The following is a 22,345-nucleotide window of genomic DNA, read 5'->3' as shown; positions in this document are numbered from 1 at the left end:
TAATGAAAACACTTTTGCGCAATTTTCTGAGCGTCCTCAGGCGTTTTCAGATGGCAGTCGGTCTGAATATCATAGGCTTGTCTGTTGCCTTTACGGCATTCTTGGTCATTATGATGCAGGTGAGCCATGACCATAGTTTCGACCGTTGCCATCCGAAGGCGGGACGCATCTTCCTTGCCGAACTCTGCGACAGTGTGATGGCGAATGGCCGCGTGATTTATCCCGGTGCTTTTTCCGACGTGCTGATCGCCTCCTCTCCCCATATCGAGGCTGGGACGATGATTACTCCTTATGACAAACGGAACTATCTCTCGGTCGGCGAGGGAAGTGATGCAGAAGGTTTTCGCGAAAAGGTGACGACCTGCCATCCTGCAATCGTGGATATATTCGGATTCTCATTTGTCGAAGGGGACAAGGATTGCCTTTCCGATCCCGAAAAAGCGATTATCCCGGAGAGCATGGCACACCGAATGTTCGGTAGCGAACCGGCTGTAGGGCGGCAGATCCATTTTAAGGAGGCCGTTTGGACAAAGGCCGGCCGCGACCTGACAGTAGGGGGTGTCTACCGCGATTTTCCGGATAACACGCAATTGGGTAACACGATCTACTCTGCGATAGATGCTTCTTTCCGGAAACCTACCGAGTGGGGCGGATCGAACTGGCTTTGTTACCTGCTCCTTGATAGTCCCGAATCTGCCAAAGTGGTGGAGGATAATTTCAACCGGACGTTCGATTTCTCGCAAATCTGGGGATGTGAAAATCTCCATCTCCGATTGCTGCCACTTGAAGAACTTCATTATATGAATATGCAGGACATATGGGGAAGCAACTCGCTCAGGACACAAAGCCCCGAAACAGTACGCCTGCTTTTTCTAATCGCTTGGCTGATCCTGTTGATCGCGGCGGTCAATTATATGAATTTCAGTACTGCCCTCACTCCGATGCGTATCCGGAGCATCAACACACAGAAAGTGTTGGGAAGCCCGGCGAGTGCGCTCCGCCTGTCGTTGTTGGTGGAGGCGGCGGCTATTTGCTTGATGGCTTACCTGTTGGCACTCGTTTGGGTCTATTTGTTGGACAGAGGACAATACCTGTCTTTTGTAGAGGCGGATATTAGTTTGCTGCCGAACCTGCCGATTGTGCTGGTGACGGGGGGAATCGCTTTGTTGGTGGGGAGCCTGTCGGGTGTCTATCCGGCTTATTATATCACCTCTTTCCCGCCAGCATTAGTGCTGAAAGGGAGTTTCGGGCTGTCGCTGAACGGACGCAGGTTGCGCACGGTGTTGATCGGCTTCCAGTATATCGTCTCTGTCGCACTGATCGTTGGGGCGTGCATCATTCAGTTGCAGAACTATTTCATGCGTCATTATGCGCTTGGTTTCGACCAGGACCAGATCATGATTACTGAGCTTAGCCGGGATCTATGTATCAAGCATAAGGATGCTTTTACCGGCCAGTTGATGAAATATCCCGATATAGAAGGTGTCGCTTTTTCCGCCCAAAAGGTAGGGGGCGAGGATGCGTATTCGACTTACGAGTTTACGCATAAGGAAGAGGCTTTTCCCGGTTTCTTTTTAAGTGTCTCCCCTTCGTTCTTGGATGTGATGGGGATCGAGGTGACGGACGGAAATTGTTTCTCGCCGTCGGACGATAAGGATGGCAATTTTCATTTTATATTCAATGAGACGGCTCGCCGGGCAAACGGGCTTGAAGTCGGAGAGATGGTCGATATGGGGTGGGGACCGGGACGGATCACCGGTTTTATAGGTGATGTGGCGCTGACTTCGCTCCGGGAGGAGGAACAGAACATTGCTTTTTGTGTCTCGCCCGACAATAAGTTCCAGTGGTTGAGTTATGCTTATATCCGCCTTAGAGCAGGGGCGGATGTAACCAAGGCGGTCGACCGTCTTCGCGAGGTGGTGTCGGGGCTGGATGCTTCTTATCCGTTGGAAGTAGAGTTTTACGACTCGCTTTATAACCAGCTTTATCATCGCGAGGAGTTTGTAAAGAAGATGGTGACGGGGGCGAGCTTGTTAGCAATCCTGATCTCGGTCGTGGGTGTCTTCGGCCTGGTGATCTTTGAGACGGAATACCGCCGTCGGGAGATCGGCATCCGCAAAGTCTACGGGGCGACGGTGACGGATATCCTGCTGATGTTTAATCGCAAATATCTTTCTATAGTCGTGGTCTGCTTCGTTCTTGCCACACCGGTCGCTTACCTGTTTGCCGCCGGCTGGCTCGAAAATTTTGCCTATCGTACGCCTGTCTATTGGTGGGTGTTCGCATTGGCTTTCGGCATCATTTTCCTGGTCACTTTCCTGACCGTCTCGTTCCAGAACTGGCGGACGGCGAATGAGAATCCGGTGGATAGTGTGAAGGAATAGTTACTTTTCTCTTGAAAGAAAAGTAACCAAAAGTTCAAGGCTGAACCTGGCGAGCTACTTCGTTCCCTTCGTTCGCTGTCGCGTCTGAAACTCGCTTCGCTCAGACAGCAGACGCTCCGGGCGCTCACTCCGGTCACTGCGCTTAACGCTCACCAGCTTAGGCCGGAAATAGAGCTTGACGGCTCTTTGGGGATGGCCGATACTGTCTGCTTCTTTTCGATTCCGCATCAAGTGCGGGAACAGGCTTGTCCCCGTGCTTGACACGGGGCCGCAAAAAGAACTGTCGGTATCGGCCATCCTAAGAGAAAGCGTAGCTTTCTTGGAAAGGCCTAAGCGGATGGGCGTCAAGCGAAGGGCAAAGACGGAGCGTCCGGAGCCAGCGCTGTCTGAGCGAAGCGAGTTTCGCAGGCGACAGCGTAGTCTTTGCCCGGAGTAGCCCAGACGGTTAAGCCTTGAACTTTTGGTTACTTTTCTTTCAAGAGAAAAGTAACAGAATCAAATCTTTTTCTTGAGTGTAAAGAAGAACGTCATCCCCTTGCCCAGCCCACTCTTGGCGGATATCTGTCCTTTGTGGAAGTTCACGCCGTTCTTGACGATGGAGAGTCCCAGACCGGTCCCGCCCACCTTGCGGCTGCGGCCCTTGTCGACACGGTAGAAGCGTTCGAAGATACGATTCACGTGTTCTTCTGAGACGCCGACGCCATTGTCCGAGAAGCTGAAATAGTAGAACTTCGGGTCCTCCTTGTAGCAACTTACCGTGATCCGGATGCCTTCGCCCGCATACGCGATTGCATTGTCGTAGAGGTTGCGGAAGATCGAGTAGAGCAGCGAATAATTGCCATAGATCGTGGGGTTGCCTGGAAGGGCCACCTCTGTCGTGATCTTTTTTTCCTCCATCTCCTTCGAACATTCCTTCTCGATCTCGCCGACTAATTTCCGGATGTTTACTTCCGATAACTCGAACATTTCGGAAGCTTCGTCCAGCCGGTTCAATACCGAGATGTCGCGCAGTAGTCCCGTTAGCCTTGTACTCTGCGAGTAGCAGCGTTCGAGGAAGAAGCGGCGTTTGTCGTCCGGCAATTCCGGGTTGCTGATGATCGTTTCGAGGTAGCCTTGGATACTGCTGACGGGAGTTTTCAGCTCGTGCGCCACGTTCTGTGTCAGCTGTCGTTTCATCCGGCTTTCTTCCTCCTGACGGGATATATCGTTGATAGATATCTCGTAGCTGTTGTCGAGGAACAGGATACATTCGATCAGGAAAATCTTCCCATTTTTGTCCACCGTGACCGATTCGCGTAGCACTTTCCGTTTGCGGTTCGTGTTCGGGATGTTTTTGGAAAGGAACAGATGGATCGGTTCCAGTTCCGGGATGTCGACTGCGTCTTCCGATTGCCGTATCTGCATGTCGGAAATCAGGTTTGCAAACTGTACGAACAGGATGTTGGACAATATCTCCCTGCCTTCCGGCGTGAACATGGCGAAACCTTCTTTTGCATATTGGAAATGCTTGATCAGCTTCTCGCGTTCCATCGAAAGCTCGTCTTTGGCCTTCTGCTGGCGGTGGTAAAGCCCGACGATGTTCTTCGATATGTCTCCAAGCTCGTCGTTAGGAAAGACATATTCATTCTCCGGTATGCGGTCTTTCTCCACATTCAGGGCGAAATCGCGCAGTTTCGAGATCGTCCGTCCGATGCTGAACGTGAAACGGGAGAGGACGAAGAAGAATATCAGCGTCATCAACGCCATAAAGTAGATGAAATCCTTGTCGATTGTCAGTACGCGTTGCGTGTAAGGATCCCAGGGAAGAGCGGAACGGTAGATATACCCGCCGATATTCGTCGCCGTGTAGAAATAACGTTTACCGGTCGAATTAGACGAACGGATGGCGAATCCTTCATTGTAGAGGCGTGCCTTGCGCACCTCGCTGCGGTCGTTATGGTTGTTGAACTCCTCGGCGCCACTATTATCGAACAGCACTTTCCCCGCGGGGTCAATAATGGTCACGCGAAGATCTTTTTGGGGGATGTCGTCGATAAACTGGTGGACCACTTGGCTGATATCTTCTACCTGTTGTGTGCGGCGGAACAACTGGTAATTGTAATTCCCCAACACGTTATTCAACTTTTCCTGGGCAAACTCTCGTTCCCGCTGATACTGGAATAGCAGGAAGCAAGCTGTGAACCCCAGAAACATGGCGAATATTGACCAGAAAAGTCGCTGGCTAAACGGTATTCTGCTGTTTGTTGTTGATTCTATCTTGACCATAATATGAGTTGAGAGTTGAAAGTTGAGAGTTAAAAGTTGGGAACTGAAAGTTGAGAGTTGAGGTCTGTGTGCCCTCCACTTTCAACTTTCCACTCTCAACTCTCAAAGCAGTATCCGAAACCGAGGCGCGTTACGATGTTCTTGCCATACGGCCCGATCTTTTTGCGTAGGCGAGTGATATTTACATCGATGGTGCGGTCAAGCACATATACTTCGTCTTTCCATATCCGGGAAAGGATTTCCTCGCGTGAGAACACATTTCCTTTGTTTTCGAGGAGGAGTTTCAGTATCTCGAATTCCTTTTTGGTGAGCGGGACTTCCTGCCCATCGACAGAGGCTTTGATACGCTTCGTGTCGAGTGATAGGGTTTCGTATTTGAGGCATTCGTTTTCCTGTACTTTCTCCTTGTCTGATGTACGGCGCAACACGGCTTTCACGCGTGCCACCACCTGGCGGATGGAGAAGGGCTTGGATATATAGTCGTCGGCTCCCAGGTTGAAGCCTGTCAGCATATCGTTTTCGGTATCCTTGGCTGTCAGGAAGATGATGGGGATATCGGCCGTCTTTTCTTCTTTCCTGAGGATGCTGGCCATCTTGAATCCGGATATTTCACCCATCATGACATCTAAAAGCAGCAGTTGGTAGGAGGCTATGTCCATCTTCAACGCTTCCTCGGCGCTGAAAGCCGTGTCTACCTCATACCCTTCTATCTCAAGATTGAACTTGAGGATCTCGCATAAATCCTCTTCATCGTCCACTACAAGAATTTTTGGCATATCCATAATCTTTGTCTCTTTTTTATTACAAATACAATTTATTTCTGCAAAGGACGTATTTATGTATTTCGATGGAATGAAATACATATTACATTCTTATTACAAATGCGTCAGATCGGCACATCCTGCCACTGCCCGCTGATCAGTTCGCGGGTGGATTTGAACCCGTTTTTTTTCAGCAGCTCGAATGCTTCCGCACGTCCGTCGTTCACCAGGTCCGGGTAGTGGCAGTCGGAGTTTACCATCACCGGAATATTCAACTCGCGGAGGCGGTGCAGATAGTCGGTATGCGGATAGACCTCCTGTTTTTTCACGAGGTTTTTTGTGTTGACTTCGACCATCAGGCCCTTTTCTGCGATCAGGTGCAGGCAGTCGTTGAGCGGTTTTTGATACCAGTCTGCTTGCAGGTCGAAGCCTTCGCATTTGTGGCCGTTCATGTATATCTTGTCCATGTGGCCGACAATGTCGATTCCGCCTGCCTCGATCATTTGCTGTGTGGAGCTGAAATAATGGGCGACCAACTTGCGGATATCTCCGTCGTAGTAGGTGTCGACAGACTTCTGGTATTCCCGGAAAGAGCCGTCGATGCACACCATATTCTCTTCTGCAAGCGGCTGTGCGATTGGCAGAAAGTGGATGGAGCCGATGCGGTAATCGAGCGGCAAGTTACGGAAGTAGGGGATGGATGCGTTGTAGCTCTTGTCTAAGAAATCGATTTCCAGTCCCACGTATATTTCCAACCGGTCGTTGTATTTCTTTTTCAGCCGTTCTATCTCTGTCAGATATTCGGGCATATCATCTTTCGACATGTTCCAGAATGTTTCGAACGGCAATGGTGAATGGGATGAAAAACCGTAGGCGCGGAACCCGTGCGCAACAGCGAATTTAACGAAGTCTTCCGGCGTACTCCGCCCGTCACAAAATGTACAATGGCTATGGTAGTTACTGAGTTGCATAAAATTTTACTTGTAAGAAGACAAAGATAATTTTTTTATCCCGAAAGACAACCTGTTTGATAAAAAAAGGCTTGATTGCTGCCGAGGGATTAGCGGCGGAATCAAGCCTTGAAAACACTTAAAGGATGAAAAAATTGTATGTTTTATTTTATTACATTCAGTTCTTTACCCACCTTGATAAATGCTTCGATAGCTTTATCCAGATGTTCTGTTTCGTGGCCAGCGGACAACTGTACGCGGATACGGGCCTGGTCTTTCGGCACTACCGGATAATAGAAACCGGTTACATAAATGCCTTCTTCTTGCATCTTAGCTGCGAAATCCTGAGATAATTTGGCATCATACAGCATAACGGCGCAGATAGCGGACTGAGTCGGCTTGATATCGAAACCGGCAGCTAACATCTTTTCGCGGAAATAGCTGACATTGTTCATCAGTTTCGTATGCAATGCGTCGCTTTCTTTCAGCATCTTGAACATTTCCAGGCTGGCACCTACGATAGCGGGAGCGACAGAGTTGGAGAACAGATAAGGACGGGAGCGCTGACGCAGCATGTCGATGATCTCTTTCTTTCCGGTTGTGAATCCGCCCATAGCGCCACCGAATGCTTTACCTAATGTACCTGTGAAGATATCGACTCTTCCGTATACATTATATTGTTCAGCCACACCGTGTCCTGTCGGGCCTACGACACCGGCAGAGTGGGATTCGTCGACCATTACCAATGCGTCGTATTTTTCTGCCAGTTCGCAGATCTTGTCCATCGGAGCCACGTTTCCGTCCATAGAGAACACACCGTCTGTTGCGATGATGCGGTGACGTTGTGCCTGGGCTTCTTGCAGGCAACGTTCCAGGTCGGCCATGTCTGCATTGGCATAACGGTAGCGTTTTGCCTTGCAAAGACGTACGCCGTCGATGATGGAGGCATGGTTCAAAGCGTCGGAGATGATCGCATCCTCTTCAGTGAACAACGGTTCGAACAGACCACCGTTGGCATCGAAACAAGCAGCGTACAGGATTGTATCTTCGGTTTTGAAATAATCGGAGATAGCAGCTTCCAGTTGTTTGTGAAGATCCTGTGTCCCGCAGATGAAACGGACGGATGACATGCCGTATCCGTGTGTGTCCATAGCTTCTTTGGCTGCCTTGATCAGACGTTGGTTGTCGGACAGGCCCAGGTAGTTGTTTGCGCAGAAGTTCAAAACGTCGCTTCCTGCGTTTACTTTGATGTCGGCTCTTTGAGGAGTGGTGATGATACGCTCGTTCTTATACAATCCGGCAGCTTTGATGTTTGCCAATTCCTGAGTAAGGAAATCTTTCAGTTTACCGTACATAACTTTGTTTTTTGTTAGTATTTCTAATTAAGTTGACAATTATATCTCTTTTATCGCAGACAAGTGGCAAAATATCTTTTCGAAACCTTTTTCTTTGTCTCTGATTTGTCTGCCGATGCGGCAAAGGTCATATTTTTTTTGAATATATAGGCTAAAAAAATACAAGAAATTCATACCGGAATGTTTTTATTCTCTATACCTTTGCCGCAGAAAAACTTAAAAGAACATCAAACGCAATGAAGAATGTATTAGTAATTGGTTCTACCGGTCAGATTGGATCAGAGTTAACCATGAAGTTGAGAGGTATCTACGGTGGAAACATTGTAGCAGGTTACATCCCCGGACAGGAACCTAAAGGTGAACTGTTGGAATCAGGACCTTCTGCAATTGTCGACATTACAAACGAACAGCAGATTGCTGAAACTGTATCTAAATATAAAGTAGATACGATTTATAACCTGGCAGCCTTGCTGTCGGCTGTTGCAGAAGCAAAACCGCAGCTGGCTTGGAAAATCGGTATGGGCGGTTTGTTTAATGTATTGGAAGTGGCACGTGAAATGAATTGTGCAGTATTCACTCCGAGTTCCATTGGTGTATTCGGCAATAACACACCGAAAGACAAGACTCCGCAGGATACAATCCGTAACCCGCGTACCATGTACGGTGTTACGAAGGTTTCAGGCGAGTTGTTGAGTGACTACTATAATATCCGTTTCGGTGTCGACACTCGTTCCGTACGTTTTCCGGGTCTTATCTCTTATGTAACACCTCCGGGTGGGGGTACGACCGACTACGCAGTTGATATCTATTATTCGGCTGCCAAAGGCGAGAAGTTCGTATGTCCGATCAAGCAGGGTACATTCATGGATATGATGTATATGCCGGACGGTCTGCGTGCAGCTATTGAAATTATGGAAGCCGATTCGACGAAATTCGTTCATCGTAACTCTTTCAACATTGCCTCTATGAGCTTTGATCCTGAAATTATCTACAACAATATCAAAAAGTATGTTCCTGACTTCCAGATGGAATATGATGTAGATCCGTTGCGTCAGGCTATCGCAGAATCTTGGCCGAACTCTCTGGACGACACGTGTGCCCGTCAGGAATGGGGCTGGAAACCGGAATTCGACCTGGATGCCATGACTCAGGATATGTTGGCAAAATTGAAAGAACGTTTCAACAAATAAGAATTAATTCCCCGGTCATTAACTGATCAATAGGAGAAAAAGGCGACTGTCCATCCGGATCGTCGCCTTTTTGTTTGTATCGTTTTTATTCAGTATTGTAGGCAGTTTCAATAACAATGTGACTGTTTCTTGTGTAGGAAACGATTAAGTTAAAAGTGCATGAAAAATTATGTTGTAAAACATGAAATAGTTAAATCAGGTTAAGGAAAAGTACTTTTTCGGTGAAATATTATGCTGTATAACATAAACTCCCTATATTTGCATCGTGTTTTTCATGGTATTAGATTTAAGGTTAACAATGAAGATTGGCTGTCCGTGATGGATGGCCTTTTTTATTTTATGCCAGTCCCGATTCTTTCCGGTTAATTCTAAAACACGTCTTGTCTTTTTTCAATCCCTTATTGTAATATCTTTCAAAAATGCATTGGTTCAAATCGAAACTATTACCGCATCTATTTTAGTTTTCTACCCCGTTTAAATCAAATTACATGCAAGGGTAATCTTTTTTAACAAACATCTATTTTAGCATATTATTGTATATCAGATTTTTATGTAATATTTGACTTTTAAGGGGGATACTGTTGTTTTTTGGAGGTGAGAATAGGTGTGGATGGTGGCAAAATGGGTTCCGATTTACTGTAAATGATGCCGATTAATTATGTTATATAGCATGTTTTCGTTAAATAGATTTAAATAAATGAGATTTCCAAGTGAAAATGTATGCTTCATAACATAAAATGCCTATATTTGCACTGTGTTTTTCATGGTATTAGATTTAAGGTTAACAATGAAGATTGGCTGTCCGTGACGGATAGCCTTTTTTTGTTTTTATCCGGATCATCCATTCTTTTGGTATTCTTGATTATATTTGTATCTCTGAAAAGGATTCATTGTAACTAAAATATCATAGTATGGAAATGTACAAAGCAAATGATAACCGGTATGCCGATATGGCGTACAGGCGTTGCGGACGGAGCGGGTTGTTGTTGCCGGCCATCTCTTTAGGATTGTGGCATAATTTTGGTAGTGTGGATGTGTTCAGTAACTTTATTCAGATTGCGCATGCTGCTTTCGACAATGGGATTACACATTTTGATCTTGCCAATAACTACGGTCCTGTATATGGATCGGCAGAGGAAAACTTCGGTCGTATCTTGAAGAAAGGTTTGGGGCTGTACAGGGATGAGCTTGTTATTTCTACAAAAGCCGGATATGATATGTGGCCCGGTCCGTATGGTAACTGGGGAAGTCGCAAGTATCTGATGGCAAGCTTGGATCAGAGCTTGAAACGGATGGGTCTGGAATATGTTGATATCTTCTATTCGCATCGTCCGGACCCGCAGACACCGATTGAAGAAACGATGGGAGCGTTGGCAGATATCGTTCGACAGGGAAAAGCTTTGTATATCGGAATTTCGAACTATAATGCCGAACAGACAGAAAAGGCGCTTGCTGTCCTGGGGGAACATCGTGTGCCTTGTCTGATTCATCAAGCGCGCTATTCGATGTTGGATCGCTGGACCGAACCGGACCTCTTGCCTCTACTGAAGCAGGAAGGGGTGGGAATGATCGCTTTTTCGCCCTTGGCACAGGGTATGCTGACGGACAAATATCTGAACGGTATCCCTGAAAACTCACGCGCAGCCAAATCTACAGGCCATCTGCAACGCGAGCAGGTAACGGAAGAAAAGATAAGTAGAGTTCGCCAATTGAATAAACTTGCAAAACAACGTGGACAAACGCTTGCAGAAATGGCACTCGCCTGGTTGTTGAAGGACGAACGGGTAACGAGTGTCTTAGTGGGGGCCAGTTCGGTTGCACAGTTGACGGATAATTTGAAGGCGTTACAAAACAAGGTTTTTTCAACGGAAGAGTTACAGGCAATAGAGAGTATATTACAATAAAATAATAATATAAATCATCATTTACCGGTGTACAATAAAATAAAGGTGTCCTGTAGGGGCGGGGTTCTACTCCGCCCATTGAATCCGGACAAGGCAAATAACGTCCGCCTTATCCGGATTCAATGGGCAGAGCAGAGCCCTGCCCCTACAAACGACAATTATTTTGTATGACCGTGTCATCCATGTTTTATATTGATAAATCAGTATTTACTAATTCGAACAATTAATGAAACCATTCTTATATCAGGTTGCATCTCTTTTTTATTCTAAATACGGGGCGGAAGTCAGCCGTCTGGCTTTTGTTTTCCCGAACCGTCGTACGGGATTGTTCTTTCAGAAATATTTGTCGGAAGTGTCGGAGAAGCCACTTTTCTCTCCGACGATCCTGACCATCAACGACCTGTTTGTACAGTTGAGTGGAAAGCAGACTGCAGACCGGATCAGCATGTTGTTTAAGCTGTATGATATCTATTTGAACCATAGCGGTTCTTCTGAAACATTCGATGAGTTCCTCTATTGGGGGGAAATGTTGTTGAATGACTTTGATGATATCGATAAATATATGGTTGACGCTCGCATGCTCTTCACAAACGTGACAGACCTTCGTGAAATTGAGAATGATTTCAGTTTTCTGAGTCCCGAACAGATCGCGGCTATCCGGACTTTCTGGTCTTCTTTCTACCCGAAAGGAGATACACCCAATCAGGAACAGTTTCTGGCTGTCTGGCAAATCTTATACGCCCTATATACCGATTTGAGGGAAACGCTTGCTGCCGAAGGTAAGGGATATGAAGGTATGATTTTCCGGGAAGTGGTCGAGCAGATGGAGAAAAACGAATGTTGTGACCTTCCCTATACGAAAGTCGTGTTTGTCGGCTTGAACGCCTTGTCTGTGGCTGAAGAACGTTTCCTGTCTGAATTACAGAAACGGGAAATAGCAGATTTCTACTGGGATTATGCTTCGCCGAAAGTGACAGATCCGGATAATAAAGCCTCTTACTTCGTGGAACGCAATTTACGGCGATTCCCTTCACAGTTGCAAGTTGAAAGTGGAGAGTTGAAAGTGGAAAGTGAAGATAGCAACGCGAAGCCACTTTCCACTTTCATCTCTCCACTTTCAACTCCCAAGGTCGAGGTGATCGGTATCCCTTCCGGTATTGGGCAGGCCAAGCAGGTGCACAGTATTTTAAGCGAGCTTTGCAGGGAAGATGAAATGAGTGCAGAAGAAGCGTTGCGGACGGCTGTGATTCTGCCGGATGAGCATTTGTTGATTCCGGTCCTGAATGCCATCCCCGAACAGATCAAACGGATCAATGTGACGATGGGATATCCGTTGGCCGGTACACCAGTCGCATCTTTGATGGAATATATTTTAGCTTTGCAAAAGAATATTCGTTATGTGGACCGGAGGCCGGTGTTCTATTTCCGGGATGTTTTGCCGATCCTGAACCATCGATATATTTCGACTACTTCTCCGGAGGTGGTCTCCGATCTGGTAAAAGATATTTCAGAAAACAACAAGATTTACATCTCGTATGACGATCTGGATAAGACGTCTCTGCTCTCCATCCTCTTTACTCCGGTGACTGCGGTGGAAACTTTCTCCGATTACCTGATCAACGTGTTGCAGGAACTCAATAAAGCAGTTGAAAGTGGAAAGTTGAAAGTGGAAAGTGAAGATAGCAACGCGGAGCCACTTTCCACTTTCAACTCTCAACTTTCAACTATTAACGACATCGAACAGGAGTTTATCTTCCATTATTTTGCTACCGTCAATCGGATGAAGGAAGTCATGCGGGAGGCGAATGTAGAGATGAAAATCGACACCTATTTCCGTTTGCTGAAACGTGTGACGGATACGATTACGATCCCTTTCCATGGCGAACCTCTTTCCGGTTTGCAGATCATGGGGGTTTTGGAGACTCGTGCGCTTGACTTTGACCGGTTGATTATTCTTTCGATGAATGAAGGGATTTTCCCGTTGAGGAAAGCGGCTAATTCATTTATTCCTTATAATCTCCGCCGGGGGTTCGGTTTGCCGACATACGAGCACCAGGACAGTGTTTGGGCGTATCATTTCTATCGTTTGATTTATCGTGCCAGCCATGTCAGCCTGCTTTATGATACCCGGAGTAACGGATTGCAGACAGGCGAGGTAAGTCGTTTCGTGCATCAGTTGCATTATCATTATGAGGAACCGATACAAAACAAGCTGGTCGTTTACAATGTCTCTTCTTCCAAGACTCCTGCCTTGCAGGTGGCTAAGACGGAGGAAGTCATGAACCGTCTGGTGGCTTTCCGGAGTGGCGGGACGCGAGCGATATCGGCGAGTGCAGTCAATACTTATCTGGATTGTCCGCTTAAATTCTATTTCTCCGTTGTCGAAGGAATACGGGAAGAAGAGGAGGTAAGCGAGACGATCGAAAGTAATGTTTTCGGAAGTATCCTGCATAAGGTGATGGAGGAATTGTATCAGCCATTCTGCGGAAAGATGGTGACGGCTGATCTGCTGAAAGCGATCCGCAAAGATACGCCTATGTTGACAGGAGCGATTGCCCGTGCCTTTGCCGAAATTTTCTTTAAAACGGATATCGTCCGTCCGCTCACCGGACAGAATTTCCTGATCGGCGAAATGATTCGCAAATATGTAGAGAAAGTGTTGGAGAGGGACGCTAAACTGACTCCTTTCCGTTATATCGAATCGGAAAAGCAGATAAAATGCCTTTTCCCGTTGACGGATAAGAGCAATATCCAGCTGAAAGGATTTATTGACCGTATAGACGAAGTGCGAGATACCGTCCGCATCATCGACTACAAGAGTGGGAGCGGAACGACACAGTTTACCTCTGTCGAAGCTCTTTTTGACAAAGAAGATACAGATCGTTCTAAAGCGGTTATGCAGGTCTTTATGTATGCATGGATGTACGGCACGGTTCAACTTTCAACTGCTATTCAACCGGGTATCTATTACATGCGGACTCTCTTTTCTCCCTCTTTCGACCCCGGAATCTACCGGCGTACAGACCGGTTTAAAACAGAACAGGTCCTGGACTTCGCCAATTATCATGCGGATTTTGAAAACAGTCTGCGAAATTGCCTGGATGAAATCTTCGACACAGAAACCCCATTCGTACAAACTCCGAACGGCAAAGCTTGCGTATATTGCCCGTTTAAGGATATTTGTGGGAAATAGGATTTTTCACTGATTTCCCATATATTCATCCACAATCTCATTCAGGAAGCGGTTGAATGGGAGAAGCTTTCGAAAACAATCGATGGTTTCTTCCATCCAGTCAGGCTGGCTGAAAAAGCTGTCGGGCTTAATACCGATAACGCTGAAATCTTTGTGCTTTAATATATGGCCATAAGGGGAATCGGAGGGGAAACCTGCCGGGATACGTTTTAGCATGTCCCCTTCGAGTGACGGGTATAGAGCTTTGAAGGAAGGCTCTTCGATGATGGAAACAAATTCATCTATGTTATTGTATATTTCACGTCGAAGGACTTTCAATATTTCCGGTTTGGGATACCAGATACCACCGGACAGTACGCAGTATTCCGGTTCAAGATGAAAGTAGTAAGCTCCCCGGATACTATGACGCCCTCCTTGAGCAATACAGGCTGACATATAAGTCTTGTAAGGCGACTTGTCGAGGCTGAAACGGATGTCGCGATTAATACGGAACAGACATTTCCGGGCATCCAATCCCCGTATGTCAGGATCGAATACACTGATTCGTTCGATTAATTCTTGTACTTCGTTGATAAAGGTACGGCGAAGTTTGTCATATCGTTCTCTATTTTCATGGAACCAGACGGTATTATTGTTCCGCCGTAAATCGTCTAAGAATCGGATGATTTCTGCATTCATATTAGGATATTCTTTTTATTGTATTTTATATCTCCATTGTCCCGGAGTCATCTGTTTCATCTTTTTGAAAGAGCGATTGAAGTAGGGAATGTCGGTGAAGCCGCATTGCCAGGCTATTTCATTAATGTCCTTATCCGGAAAGTTGAGGAGTAAAGTGCAAACGGCTTCTATCCGGTATTCGTTGATGAAGTTTGTAAACGTTTTGCCTGTTTCACGTTTGAAAAACGAGCAGAATGCCGTTGTACTCATACTGATTACATTTGCGGCGTCCGAAAGAGTTATTTTCTCCTTGTAATGCTCGATGACGTATTTGAAGATCAGTTGCATGCGTCTCATATTTTTGGTGATACCATTAAATTCCGTTTCCTGCAAACCGATAGGGATTAAATCGGTTGTGGTTCCGATTTGTTGCAGGATGCGGATCAACATCAGCATCCTTTCGCTTGCATTCAAGCAGTTCATTTCTTCTAAGCAGGATTTGATTTTTCCGGCAGTTCCGCCTGTCAGCAGGATACCTTGCTGGATTGCTGATAACCGATGAGCGGCATATTCCCATTCGGTAAAAAAAGACAGGCCGGCTTGTAGCAGGTCGGGGTTGAATTGCACGACTATACATTGTCGTTTCCCATCCGGCTCGCAACTTTCCGGGTTATACATCCAACAATGTGGTTGGTTGGTCGGGACCAGTACGACTTCTCCCTCCTCGAACGGCTCCAGAAAGTCGCCCATCATCCGGTAGCCTGAACCTTTCACAACATAACATATTTCTATTTCGGGATGAAAATGAAGAGGCATTTCATCTTTTGGGTACAAGCTGGAATAATCGTAGCGTAACGAGGCACAACTATCTTTTTTGATTTGTTCGAATTTTAGTTTCTCGTGCATGTCGGATGAATTTTCAGATAAAACACAGTAAAATTAGACAATAATCGCATAATCTGCGACAATTACACTTAATAATTTTGTTGTTTCTTTGCGGCCGGAAAAACAGAAAGATTGAATAGGTTATGAAGAAAGGTTTGTATGCATTGTCCTTTGGTACATTTGGGCTGGGGATTGCAGAGTTCATTATGATGAGTATCTTGCCGGATGTGGCGGCAGGATTTGATATTTCCTTATCCGAAGCCGGACATCTTATTTCGGCTTATGCGTTGGGTGTATGTGTGGGAGCACCGTTGGTAGTGGTGGTGGCCAGGAGTTGGCCGTTACGTACGATCTTGCTTGCTTTGGTCGGGCTTTTTGTTGCCGGGAATCTGCTTATGGCGCTGTCGACCGATTATTGGATGGGACTGTGTGCCCGGTTTGTATCGGGGTTGCCGCATGGGGCTTACTTCGGAGTCGGTTCGATTGTCGCCAGCCGTTTGGCGGAGAAGGGGAAAAGTACTTCTGCTGTAGCTATTATGATTATGGGGATGACGGTTGCCAATTTGTTCGGTGTCCCGGCTGGGAATTTCCTGGGACATTTTCTGTCTTGGCGTTTGGTTTTTGTGATTGCAGCGTTGTGGGGTGGTGTAACGATTTGGTTTATCCGGAGGTGGGTTCCTGTTTTGCCCGCCCTGCCGGCAACGAATCTGAAAGGGCAATTTCGTTTTTTGAGAAGGTCGGAACCGTGGATGCTGATTGCTGCTACCATGTTAGGAAACGGGGGAGCTTTTTGCTGGTATAGTTATGTCAATCCGTTAATGACGGATGTATCTGGTTTCAGTATCGGGGCAATGCCTGTATTGATGTTGCTGGCGGGTGCGAGTATGTGTATCGGTAACTATTTGGGAGGACATTTGTCTGATCGTTTTACGCCCGGTATTGTGGCGATGTCCATGCAGTTTCTGATGTTTGCATCACTTCTGCTGATTTATTTTTTTGCTTCGTACGGCTTTTTGTCTGCTTTGCTGATGTGTGTTTGTACTGGTTGCCTGTTTGCTGTTTCTTCTCCGCAGCAATTGTTGTTGCTTCAGTATTCTCCTGGCGGAGAGATGATGGGCGGGGCGATGGTTCAGCTTGCCTTTAATTTGGGGAATGCTGTGGGTGCTTATTTCGGAGGATTGTCGATCGAACATGGGGCAGGGCTGGAAAGTACGGCATTGATCGGTTCGTTTTTTGCTCTGTTGGGGACGACGGTATTCTTGGTTTTCAATTATATGGTGCTTAAACCTCAGTGGAAGTTACTTTAAAAAGGGGAAATAGCCGTCCTAAGTCCGGATGGCTATTTTCAATGTCCAAAAGGGGGTGAATTCTAAGTCCTTTCCAAACAATATCTCTCAAATCTTACCCAAGTTTACGAACATTAACGTATCCTTGGGTAAGTTCGTATATAGACATAACAACTCTTCAGAAGTGTATAGCTACTTCCTAAACCTAAGATGTTTTCGAAGTTAAGGACCTTTTTTATTATACGGCTAATGTTACAAATGGAGTCTGCCTTCGTATCACAGCAAAAGATCTTGCTATGATTTTGGCTCTTACTGCATTGATTACAGATGCTTTATGTTTCCCCTCCGCTATTTTCCTTTTATAATATGCTTTCATCTGCGGATCCCAAGATATGGCAGTAATAGCTGCTCGGGTAAGGTATACTTTTACTTCTTTGTTAGCCAATGAAGAAGTCTGCGTTTTTCCCCGTATGGAAATACCTGAAGTATGTTCAAATGGGGCAACCCCACAATAGCAGGCAAATTTCCTCGGGGTGTCAAATCTTTGAAAATTGTCAGTAACACACAGTAATACAATGGCATTGATAATTCCTATTCCTTTTATACTTCTTAATAGCAAGTAGTTTGTGTAAAGCGATGTACTGGCGGCTATTAGTTGCTCCATATCTTCTTCCACTTCCAGGATCTTTTCTTTTATCGACTTGAGCTGCTCTTCCAAAAAAGAAATGGATTCTGTCACATCAGCCAACTTAGCCATCTGGGAGAATGTTTCCAATAACTTTATGCTTGATACTTTTTGCTTGACCAAATTGTCACGTATAATAATCCATCCCCGCAGTCTCACCAAGTCTTTGTTAGGTAATTTGTATAACTCTAGTTTTCGATAATGTAATACCGCATAGTTCGCTATCCTTTTGGCGTCAATGCGGTCATTTTTGCCTCGTTGTAGGCCCATGGACTTCTTGATGGTCAACGGGCAAACCAAAGCCAGGGAAAATCCCATGGAGACACTGGAAACAGATAACTCTGTGACATAGCTTCCCATGTTTTCAGCACAGAACAAGAGTTTGGATAAAGAGAGATGATAACCTGCTATCCAATCCAATAAAGATTGGATCCCTTCTGGAGTGTTATCAAAAGACTTGTGAGACAACTCTTTTTCGGCCGCAGACATTAATGATGCATCGAAAGTTTTTTTTCCTACATCAAGACCTACAAAATGAGAATAATTCATAATTTTGTATTTTACAGTATTAAACATGAAGGAGAAACAGCTAATACATTTATTAGGTCGTGAACCTACAATTCTAACTGGCTAGGTTCTCCTATTAAGAGAGTTGCAGTCTGATTCAGCCTATAGTCATTTAAGACTAGTGTCAAAGTTAGTTCACTGCAACTCTTCTTTTCAAATATACACTTATATTTTATTGTGATATTTAATACTGCAAATGTAAATGTGTCAAAATCCCCTTGTCCCCGCGCTTGACGCGGGGCCGCAAAAGAGCAAACCTTATCAATCAGATGTTTATATGACTAGCTTTAATGCGATCCCGCGTCAAGCGTTTGACACACCTCCTTTCATTTTATAATGTCTCTTGTTTCAGTTGTTCGACGAAACGGTCGATCCGCTGTAGTTCTTTCGGAATATCGATCCCCTGCGGACAGTGTGGATTGCATTGATTGCAACTGGTACAATGATCCGCCTGGCGGAGCTTCGGAACACTGCGGTCATATCCGATCAGATAAGCTCGGCGAGCTTCGCGGTAGTTTTCATCCTGTCCACTCTGGGGAACATTCCCTTCGTTCACACATTTATTATAATGAAGCAGAATTCCCGGAATATCGATCCCGTAGGGACAAGGCATACAATATTTGCAGTCGTTACACGGAATGGTCGGATACTGCATCATCAAGTCGGCGGTGTCGAACAAGAAATGGTTTTCTTCTTCTGTTAATGGCTGCAATGGGCAGTAGGAGCGTAGGTTGTCTTGCAGGTGCTCCATGTAAGTCATACCACTCAGAACGGTGAGCACACCGGGAAACGAACCGGCAAACCGGAAAGCCCATGAGGCCACACTTCGTCCCGGCTCTCGTTGTTTCAAGCGTGCGACGATATGGTCGTGTACGTTTGAAAGCCGCCCTCCGAGAAGTGGTTCCATGATGATGGCGGGAATCTCCCGTTTTTGTAATTCCCCGTACAGATATTCCGCATCGGTGTTTCGCGGGTTGATCTCTTTGGCGTGTTTCCAGTCTAAGTAATTCAATTGGATCTGGACGAAATCCCATTGGTATTCGTCGTGCTTCGAAAGCAAATAATCGAACACCTCTATATCTCCGTGATAGGAGAAACCCAAGTTTCGGATACGTCCTGCCTTGCGTTCTTCGAGCAGGAAGTCGAGTATACCGTTCTTGACATACCTGTTTTCATAGGCTTCCATGCCTCCCATACCGATCCCGTGGAGCAGCATATAGTCGAGATAATCGACTTGTAACTCTTTGAGCGAATTGTTATACATCGCGATAGAAGCCTCACGGCTCCATGTGTCGGGAGAGAAATTTGAAAGCTTGGTGGCGATATAATATTTGTCACGCGGATAACGGCTGAGGGCGATCCCCATGGCATGTTCCGAACGTCCTTTGCAATAGGCTGGCGATGTGTCGAAATAGTTTACACCGTGTTCGATGGCATAGTCGGTCAGCCGGTTGACCATTTCCTGGTCGATTTCGTCGTCGCTGTCTCTTGCGCTGCTTTTGGCAATAGTCGGCAGACGCATGCATCCGTAGCCGAGGATGGAAACTTTGTCTTTTGTGGACGGCGTTGTGCGGTATGTCATCTGATCTGTAGGAATAGGAGTGGAGTTGCCTGAATCTGCGGTCACCCCGCTGTTCGAGTTGCACCCGGAGAGCAATGGGGCGGTAGTTGCCGTACTGATTCCTACAATCTTCAGGAAGTCTCGACGGTTTATCGCTTGATGATTGTCTTTTTTCATATATGATGATTCTTTTATTTCTTGATTAAATATTCCGGTGTTGTTCGTGCCCTTCCACATAAATGGCGCTGAACGGACGGGACGGACACAGGTTTTCACAAGCTCCGCAGCCGATGCATTTTTCCTCGTTTACGACTGGTAGTTGAAGCGAATCCGGGTCGTTCGGGTCTTTTGCCACCATCAGGATCGCCTGGGTAGGACAATGGCGGGCACAGTTGCCGCAAGTGACGCCATCCCGATTGACGATGCAATTTTCTTGGATCAGTACGGCATGTCCTATCTGGATAGCTGTTTTATCTGCTTTCGTGATCGGGCGGATCGCTCCGGTCGGGCAGACTTCCGAACATTTGACGCATTCGGGACGACAATATCCTCGCTCATACGATACCTCTGGTTGCATAAATGTTTGCAGGTTTCCCGAAGGACGAAGTACATGGTTCGTACAAACCGATACGCAAAGCTGGCATGCGGTGCAATGTTGGGAGAAGTTGGCAGCGCTCAGCGAGCCCGGAGGGGTGATCGGTGTCGTCCGGTTCGGTTTCTTTTTATCTTCAATGATAGCCAATCCGCCGTCGACTTTCTTGTCCGGAAGTTGTACTTTTTCCTGGGCTTTCAGGGCTGCTGAAGTGGCAAGTAATGCCGATACGGTAAAGAACTTGCGGCGGTCGGGCTTGTTTACAACCGGTTGGTTAGCCTGTGTTTCTGCTTTGTTTGTTTTTCTGCGTGTATATCGGATGGCCCCTTGCCGGCATTTGTCTATGCAGTCCATGCAATCGACGCAACGGCTGTAATCGATCTCGTGTGCTTTTGTATTGATACAGGCTGCTTTGCAATTACGGGCGCATAAGCCACAACCATTGCATTTGGACGTATCGATAACCGGCTTGAAAACAGAAAAACGGGAGATCAATCCCAAAACCGTACCTACCGGGCAAATCGTATTGCAATAGGTCCTTCCGTTCCGCCAGGCAAGTATGATTAGTGTAATAAAGGTAACTGTGGCAATGATGAAAGTAGGGAGGCTCCGTAGCCAAACTTCCGTCTCGTAGAAAGCGTAACTGTCTGCCCGTTCTGCTAAGTAGGCCAAGAGGTTATTTGCCCACCCCCAGAAGGGGGCGAATAAGTTGGAGGCGATGCGCCCGTAAGCGCTGTAAGGTGCGATTAATGCCGCCCATGCTCCTAATCCGCTGATCATGGCAAGGATAAATATTCCCATAACTCCGTATCTTAACCAAGACAACGCGGGGGAATAACGGAAACGATTTTTCTTCCGTTTCCCCGCCAGCCATGAAACAATATCCTGGAATATACCGAGAGGACAAATTACAGAACAGTAAACCCGACCGAAAATCCAGGTCAATGCAATGAGAAACAGTACCACACCGAGGTTTAGTGCCAATACTGCCGGCAGGAACTGTACTTTTGCCAACCACCCGAACCATACATGTAATGTTCCCGTAAAATCGAGAAACAGCAGGGTGACAAGCGTAAAACAGATGAGTGCAGTTGTAAGTCTGATTGTTCGCAACATAATAAGCTCTTTTTAGATAGTCTGTTATTTTATGTTGCAAAAATAGTGAAAGGAAATGGTTTACAACTTACACGAATTACGGATTGATGTACCAATATTACGGTTTTGTCAACTTCTGCAAAAAGTCTGACTGACAAACCTCAGAACTTCAGGCAGAGCCGTCCGCCAATAGGTCCAGCTATGGCCGCCGTCACGTACCCGGAATTCGTGCTTGATCCCTTTCTGCCTCATGATCTGGTGCACCTGCATGTTTCCGTCCAGTAAGCTGTCGTCATCACCACAGTCAATGTAATAACGGATTTTGGGTAAGTCGTTTTGATTCCAGTCGGACAGGATCTTCAAAACATTGTTTTGTTGCCAGTGTTCGTCTCCCGGTCCGAACAGGCGGTTGAATAAATCTTTGTGCGATTTGTTTTTTCTCGCTTCCATGACCGTATCGTCGAAAACGGCGGCACTCAATGGGGCGCATGCGCAGAACATATCCGGATGATGCAAGCTGTACAGGAATGAACCGTAGCCACCCATTGACAACCCGGCAATCGCCCGGCTTTCTTTATTACTGCGAATCCGGTATGTTTTTTCCATATAGGGGATAAGCTCTTCAAAAAACATGTCTTCATAAGGTGCTTTTCCGTCATACTGGTTGATATACCAAGTGTCCCATGCGTCCGGCATGACGATGATCATCGGCACGGCTTCCTCGTTTGCGATGGCACGGTCGGCAATCGTTTTCATTTGTCCCATCTGTATCCAGTTGGTTTCATTATCCGTATAACCGTGTAGAAGGTAGAGGACCGGGTAATTCCTTTTCGAGGTGCTGTAGTCGGAAGGCAGGTAGATGGAGTAGGAAACTTTCCTGCCTAATTTGTTACTTTCGAAAGAGAGCGATTCGAAAACCGTACTTTGCGAATATCCTGCCATATTGAATAGAAAACACAGGATGAAATAGAGGTGAAATTTGTTTTTCATATATTATTAATAATTAGATTTGTCT

The 22,345-nt window shown here is 46.2% G+C and carries 15 protein-coding genes; 5 read left to right on the top strand and 10 right to left on the bottom strand.

What is annotated here, in order from left to right:
- The first annotated feature begins 2 nt into the window (after positions 1-2).
- A complete protein-coding gene (locus NQ564_RS08065) occupies positions 3-2,384 on the top strand; it encodes an ABC transporter permease (protein WP_008145736.1) in 2,382 nt (793 codons plus the stop codon).
- A gap of 495 nt (positions 2,385-2,879) precedes the next feature.
- Here NQ564_RS08065 and NQ564_RS08060 read toward each other — a convergent pair whose 3' ends face one another.
- From NQ564_RS08060 to kbl, 4 genes are all read right to left on the bottom strand, one after another.
- Positions 2,880-4,649 (bottom strand): sensor histidine kinase, encoded by a 1,770-nt coding sequence (locus NQ564_RS08060; protein ID WP_129650013.1) that lies wholly within the window; start codon positions 4,647-4,649, stop codon positions 2,880-2,882.
- Between the two features lie 95 nt (positions 4,650-4,744).
- Positions 4,745-5,431: a response regulator transcription factor gene (locus NQ564_RS08055; protein ID WP_008155650.1), complete on the bottom strand. Its 687-nt coding sequence runs from the start codon at positions 5,429-5,431 to the stop codon at positions 4,745-4,747.
- A gap of 104 nt (positions 5,432-5,535) precedes the next feature.
- Entirely contained in the window at positions 5,536-6,381 is an 846-nt protein-coding gene (locus tag NQ564_RS08050; RefSeq protein WP_039847968.1) for a histidinol-phosphatase, read from the bottom strand.
- A 143-nt stretch (positions 6,382-6,524) separates the two neighbouring features.
- Entirely contained in the window at positions 6,525-7,715 is a 1,191-nt protein-coding gene (gene kbl, locus NQ564_RS08045) for a glycine C-acetyltransferase (RefSeq protein ID WP_008145747.1), read from the bottom strand.
- A gap of 236 nt (positions 7,716-7,951) precedes the next feature.
- On the opposite strand from kbl, the gene NQ564_RS08040 reads away from it, so the two are divergent.
- The 3 genes from NQ564_RS08040 to NQ564_RS08030 all read left to right on the top strand — a co-directional run bounded on the left by NQ564_RS08040 (position 7,952) and on the right by NQ564_RS08030 (position 14,002).
- Positions 7,952-8,905: an NAD-dependent epimerase/dehydratase family protein gene (locus NQ564_RS08040; RefSeq protein ID WP_008155655.1), complete on the top strand. Its 954-nt coding sequence runs from the start codon at positions 7,952-7,954 to the stop codon at positions 8,903-8,905.
- A 911-nt stretch (positions 8,906-9,816) separates the two neighbouring features.
- The gene (gene mgrA, locus NQ564_RS08035; protein WP_129650011.1) at positions 9,817-10,809 is read left to right on the top strand and encodes an L-glyceraldehyde 3-phosphate reductase; all 993 of its coding nucleotides are present in this window, start codon (positions 9,817-9,819) and stop codon (positions 10,807-10,809) included.
- A 226-nt stretch (positions 10,810-11,035) separates the two neighbouring features.
- A complete protein-coding gene (locus NQ564_RS08030) occupies positions 11,036-14,002 on the top strand; it encodes a PD-(D/E)XK nuclease family protein (RefSeq protein WP_008145760.1) in 2,967 nt (988 codons plus the stop codon).
- Positions 14,003-14,008: 6 nt separating this feature from the next.
- On the opposite strand, the gene NQ564_RS08025 is transcribed toward NQ564_RS08030, so the two are convergent.
- Complete coding sequence (locus NQ564_RS08025) at positions 14,009-14,680, bottom strand: DUF2461 domain-containing protein (RefSeq protein ID WP_008145761.1); 672 nt, start codon at positions 14,678-14,680, stop codon at positions 14,009-14,011.
- A 15-nt stretch (positions 14,681-14,695) separates the two neighbouring features.
- Positions 14,696-15,565: an AraC family transcriptional regulator gene (locus NQ564_RS08020; RefSeq protein ID WP_008145763.1), complete on the bottom strand. Its 870-nt coding sequence runs from the start codon at positions 15,563-15,565 to the stop codon at positions 14,696-14,698.
- A gap of 122 nt (positions 15,566-15,687) precedes the next feature.
- Between NQ564_RS08020 and NQ564_RS08015 the strand changes: the two genes are divergently transcribed.
- Complete coding sequence (locus NQ564_RS08015) at positions 15,688-16,851, top strand: MFS transporter (protein WP_008145766.1); 1,164 nt, start codon at positions 15,688-15,690, stop codon at positions 16,849-16,851.
- A gap of 217 nt (positions 16,852-17,068) precedes the next feature.
- Here the strand turns inward: NQ564_RS08015 and NQ564_RS08010 are convergent, their stop codons facing one another.
- From NQ564_RS08010 to NQ564_RS07995, 4 genes are all read right to left on the bottom strand, one after another.
- On the bottom strand, positions 17,069-18,064 hold the full coding sequence (locus tag NQ564_RS08010) for an IS110 family RNA-guided transposase (RefSeq protein WP_129649941.1): 996 nt from the start codon (positions 18,062-18,064) through the stop codon (positions 17,069-17,071).
- 349 nt (positions 18,065-18,413) lie between these two features.
- A complete protein-coding gene (locus NQ564_RS08005; protein WP_008155666.1) occupies positions 18,414-19,820 on the bottom strand; it encodes an aldo/keto reductase in 1,407 nt (468 codons plus the stop codon).
- A 25-nt stretch (positions 19,821-19,845) separates the two neighbouring features.
- Entirely contained in the window at positions 19,846-21,351 is a 1,506-nt protein-coding gene (locus NQ564_RS08000; RefSeq protein WP_021861802.1) for a 4Fe-4S binding protein, read from the bottom strand.
- A 108-nt stretch (positions 21,352-21,459) separates the two neighbouring features.
- Positions 21,460-22,320, bottom strand: coding sequence for an alpha/beta hydrolase (locus NQ564_RS07995; RefSeq protein ID WP_129650009.1), 861 nt, complete (start codon positions 22,318-22,320; stop codon positions 21,460-21,462).
- Positions 22,321-22,345: the final 25 nt, after the last annotated feature.

Origin of the sequence: Parabacteroides johnsonii DSM 18315, from assembly GCF_025151045.1 — a bacterium.
In the GTDB taxonomy this organism is placed as follows: Bacteria; Bacteroidota; Bacteroidia; order Bacteroidales; family Tannerellaceae; genus Parabacteroides; species Parabacteroides johnsonii.
Note: the sequence above shows the minus strand (reverse complement) of the source record. Positions and strands in the feature narration are given on the sequence as shown.

What these genes read in the sequence shown, in the direction of transcription:
- NQ564_RS08065 (WP_008145736.1), top strand. Translation starts at nt 3, where the DNA reads ATGAAAACACTTTTGCGCAATTTTCTGAGCGTCCTCAGGCGTTTTCAG.
- NQ564_RS08060 (WP_129650013.1), bottom strand. Translation starts at nt 4,649, where the DNA reads ATGGTCAAGATAGAATCAACAACAAACAGCAGAATACCGTTTAGCCAG.
- NQ564_RS08055 (WP_008155650.1), bottom strand. Translation starts at nt 5,431, where the DNA reads ATGGATATGCCAAAAATTCTTGTAGTGGACGATGAAGAGGATTTATGC.
- NQ564_RS08050 (WP_039847968.1), bottom strand. Translation starts at nt 6,381, where the DNA reads ATGCAACTCAGTAACTACCATAGCCATTGTACATTTTGTGACGGGCGG.
- kbl (WP_008145747.1), bottom strand. Translation starts at nt 7,715, where the DNA reads ATGTACGGTAAACTGAAAGATTTCCTTACTCAGGAATTGGCAAACATC.
- NQ564_RS08040 (WP_008155655.1), top strand. Translation starts at nt 7,952, where the DNA reads ATGAAGAATGTATTAGTAATTGGTTCTACCGGTCAGATTGGATCAGAG.
- mgrA (WP_129650011.1), top strand. Translation starts at nt 9,817, where the DNA reads ATGGAAATGTACAAAGCAAATGATAACCGGTATGCCGATATGGCGTAC.
- NQ564_RS08030 (WP_008145760.1), top strand. Translation starts at nt 11,036, where the DNA reads ATGAAACCATTCTTATATCAGGTTGCATCTCTTTTTTATTCTAAATAC.
- NQ564_RS08025 (WP_008145761.1), bottom strand. Translation starts at nt 14,680, where the DNA reads ATGAATGCAGAAATCATCCGATTCTTAGACGATTTACGGCGGAACAAT.
- NQ564_RS08020 (WP_008145763.1), bottom strand. Translation starts at nt 15,565, where the DNA reads ATGCACGAGAAACTAAAATTCGAACAAATCAAAAAAGATAGTTGTGCC.
- NQ564_RS08015 (WP_008145766.1), top strand. Translation starts at nt 15,688, where the DNA reads ATGAAGAAAGGTTTGTATGCATTGTCCTTTGGTACATTTGGGCTGGGG.
- NQ564_RS08010 (WP_129649941.1), bottom strand. Translation starts at nt 18,064, where the DNA reads ATGAATTATTCTCATTTTGTAGGTCTTGATGTAGGAAAAAAAACTTTC.
- NQ564_RS08005 (WP_008155666.1), bottom strand. Translation starts at nt 19,820, where the DNA reads ATGAAAAAAGACAATCATCAAGCGATAAACCGTCGAGACTTCCTGAAG.
- NQ564_RS08000 (WP_021861802.1), bottom strand. Translation starts at nt 21,351, where the DNA reads ATGTTGCGAACAATCAGACTTACAACTGCACTCATCTGTTTTACGCTT.
- NQ564_RS07995 (WP_129650009.1), bottom strand. Translation starts at nt 22,320, where the DNA reads ATGAAAAACAAATTTCACCTCTATTTCATCCTGTGTTTTCTATTCAAT.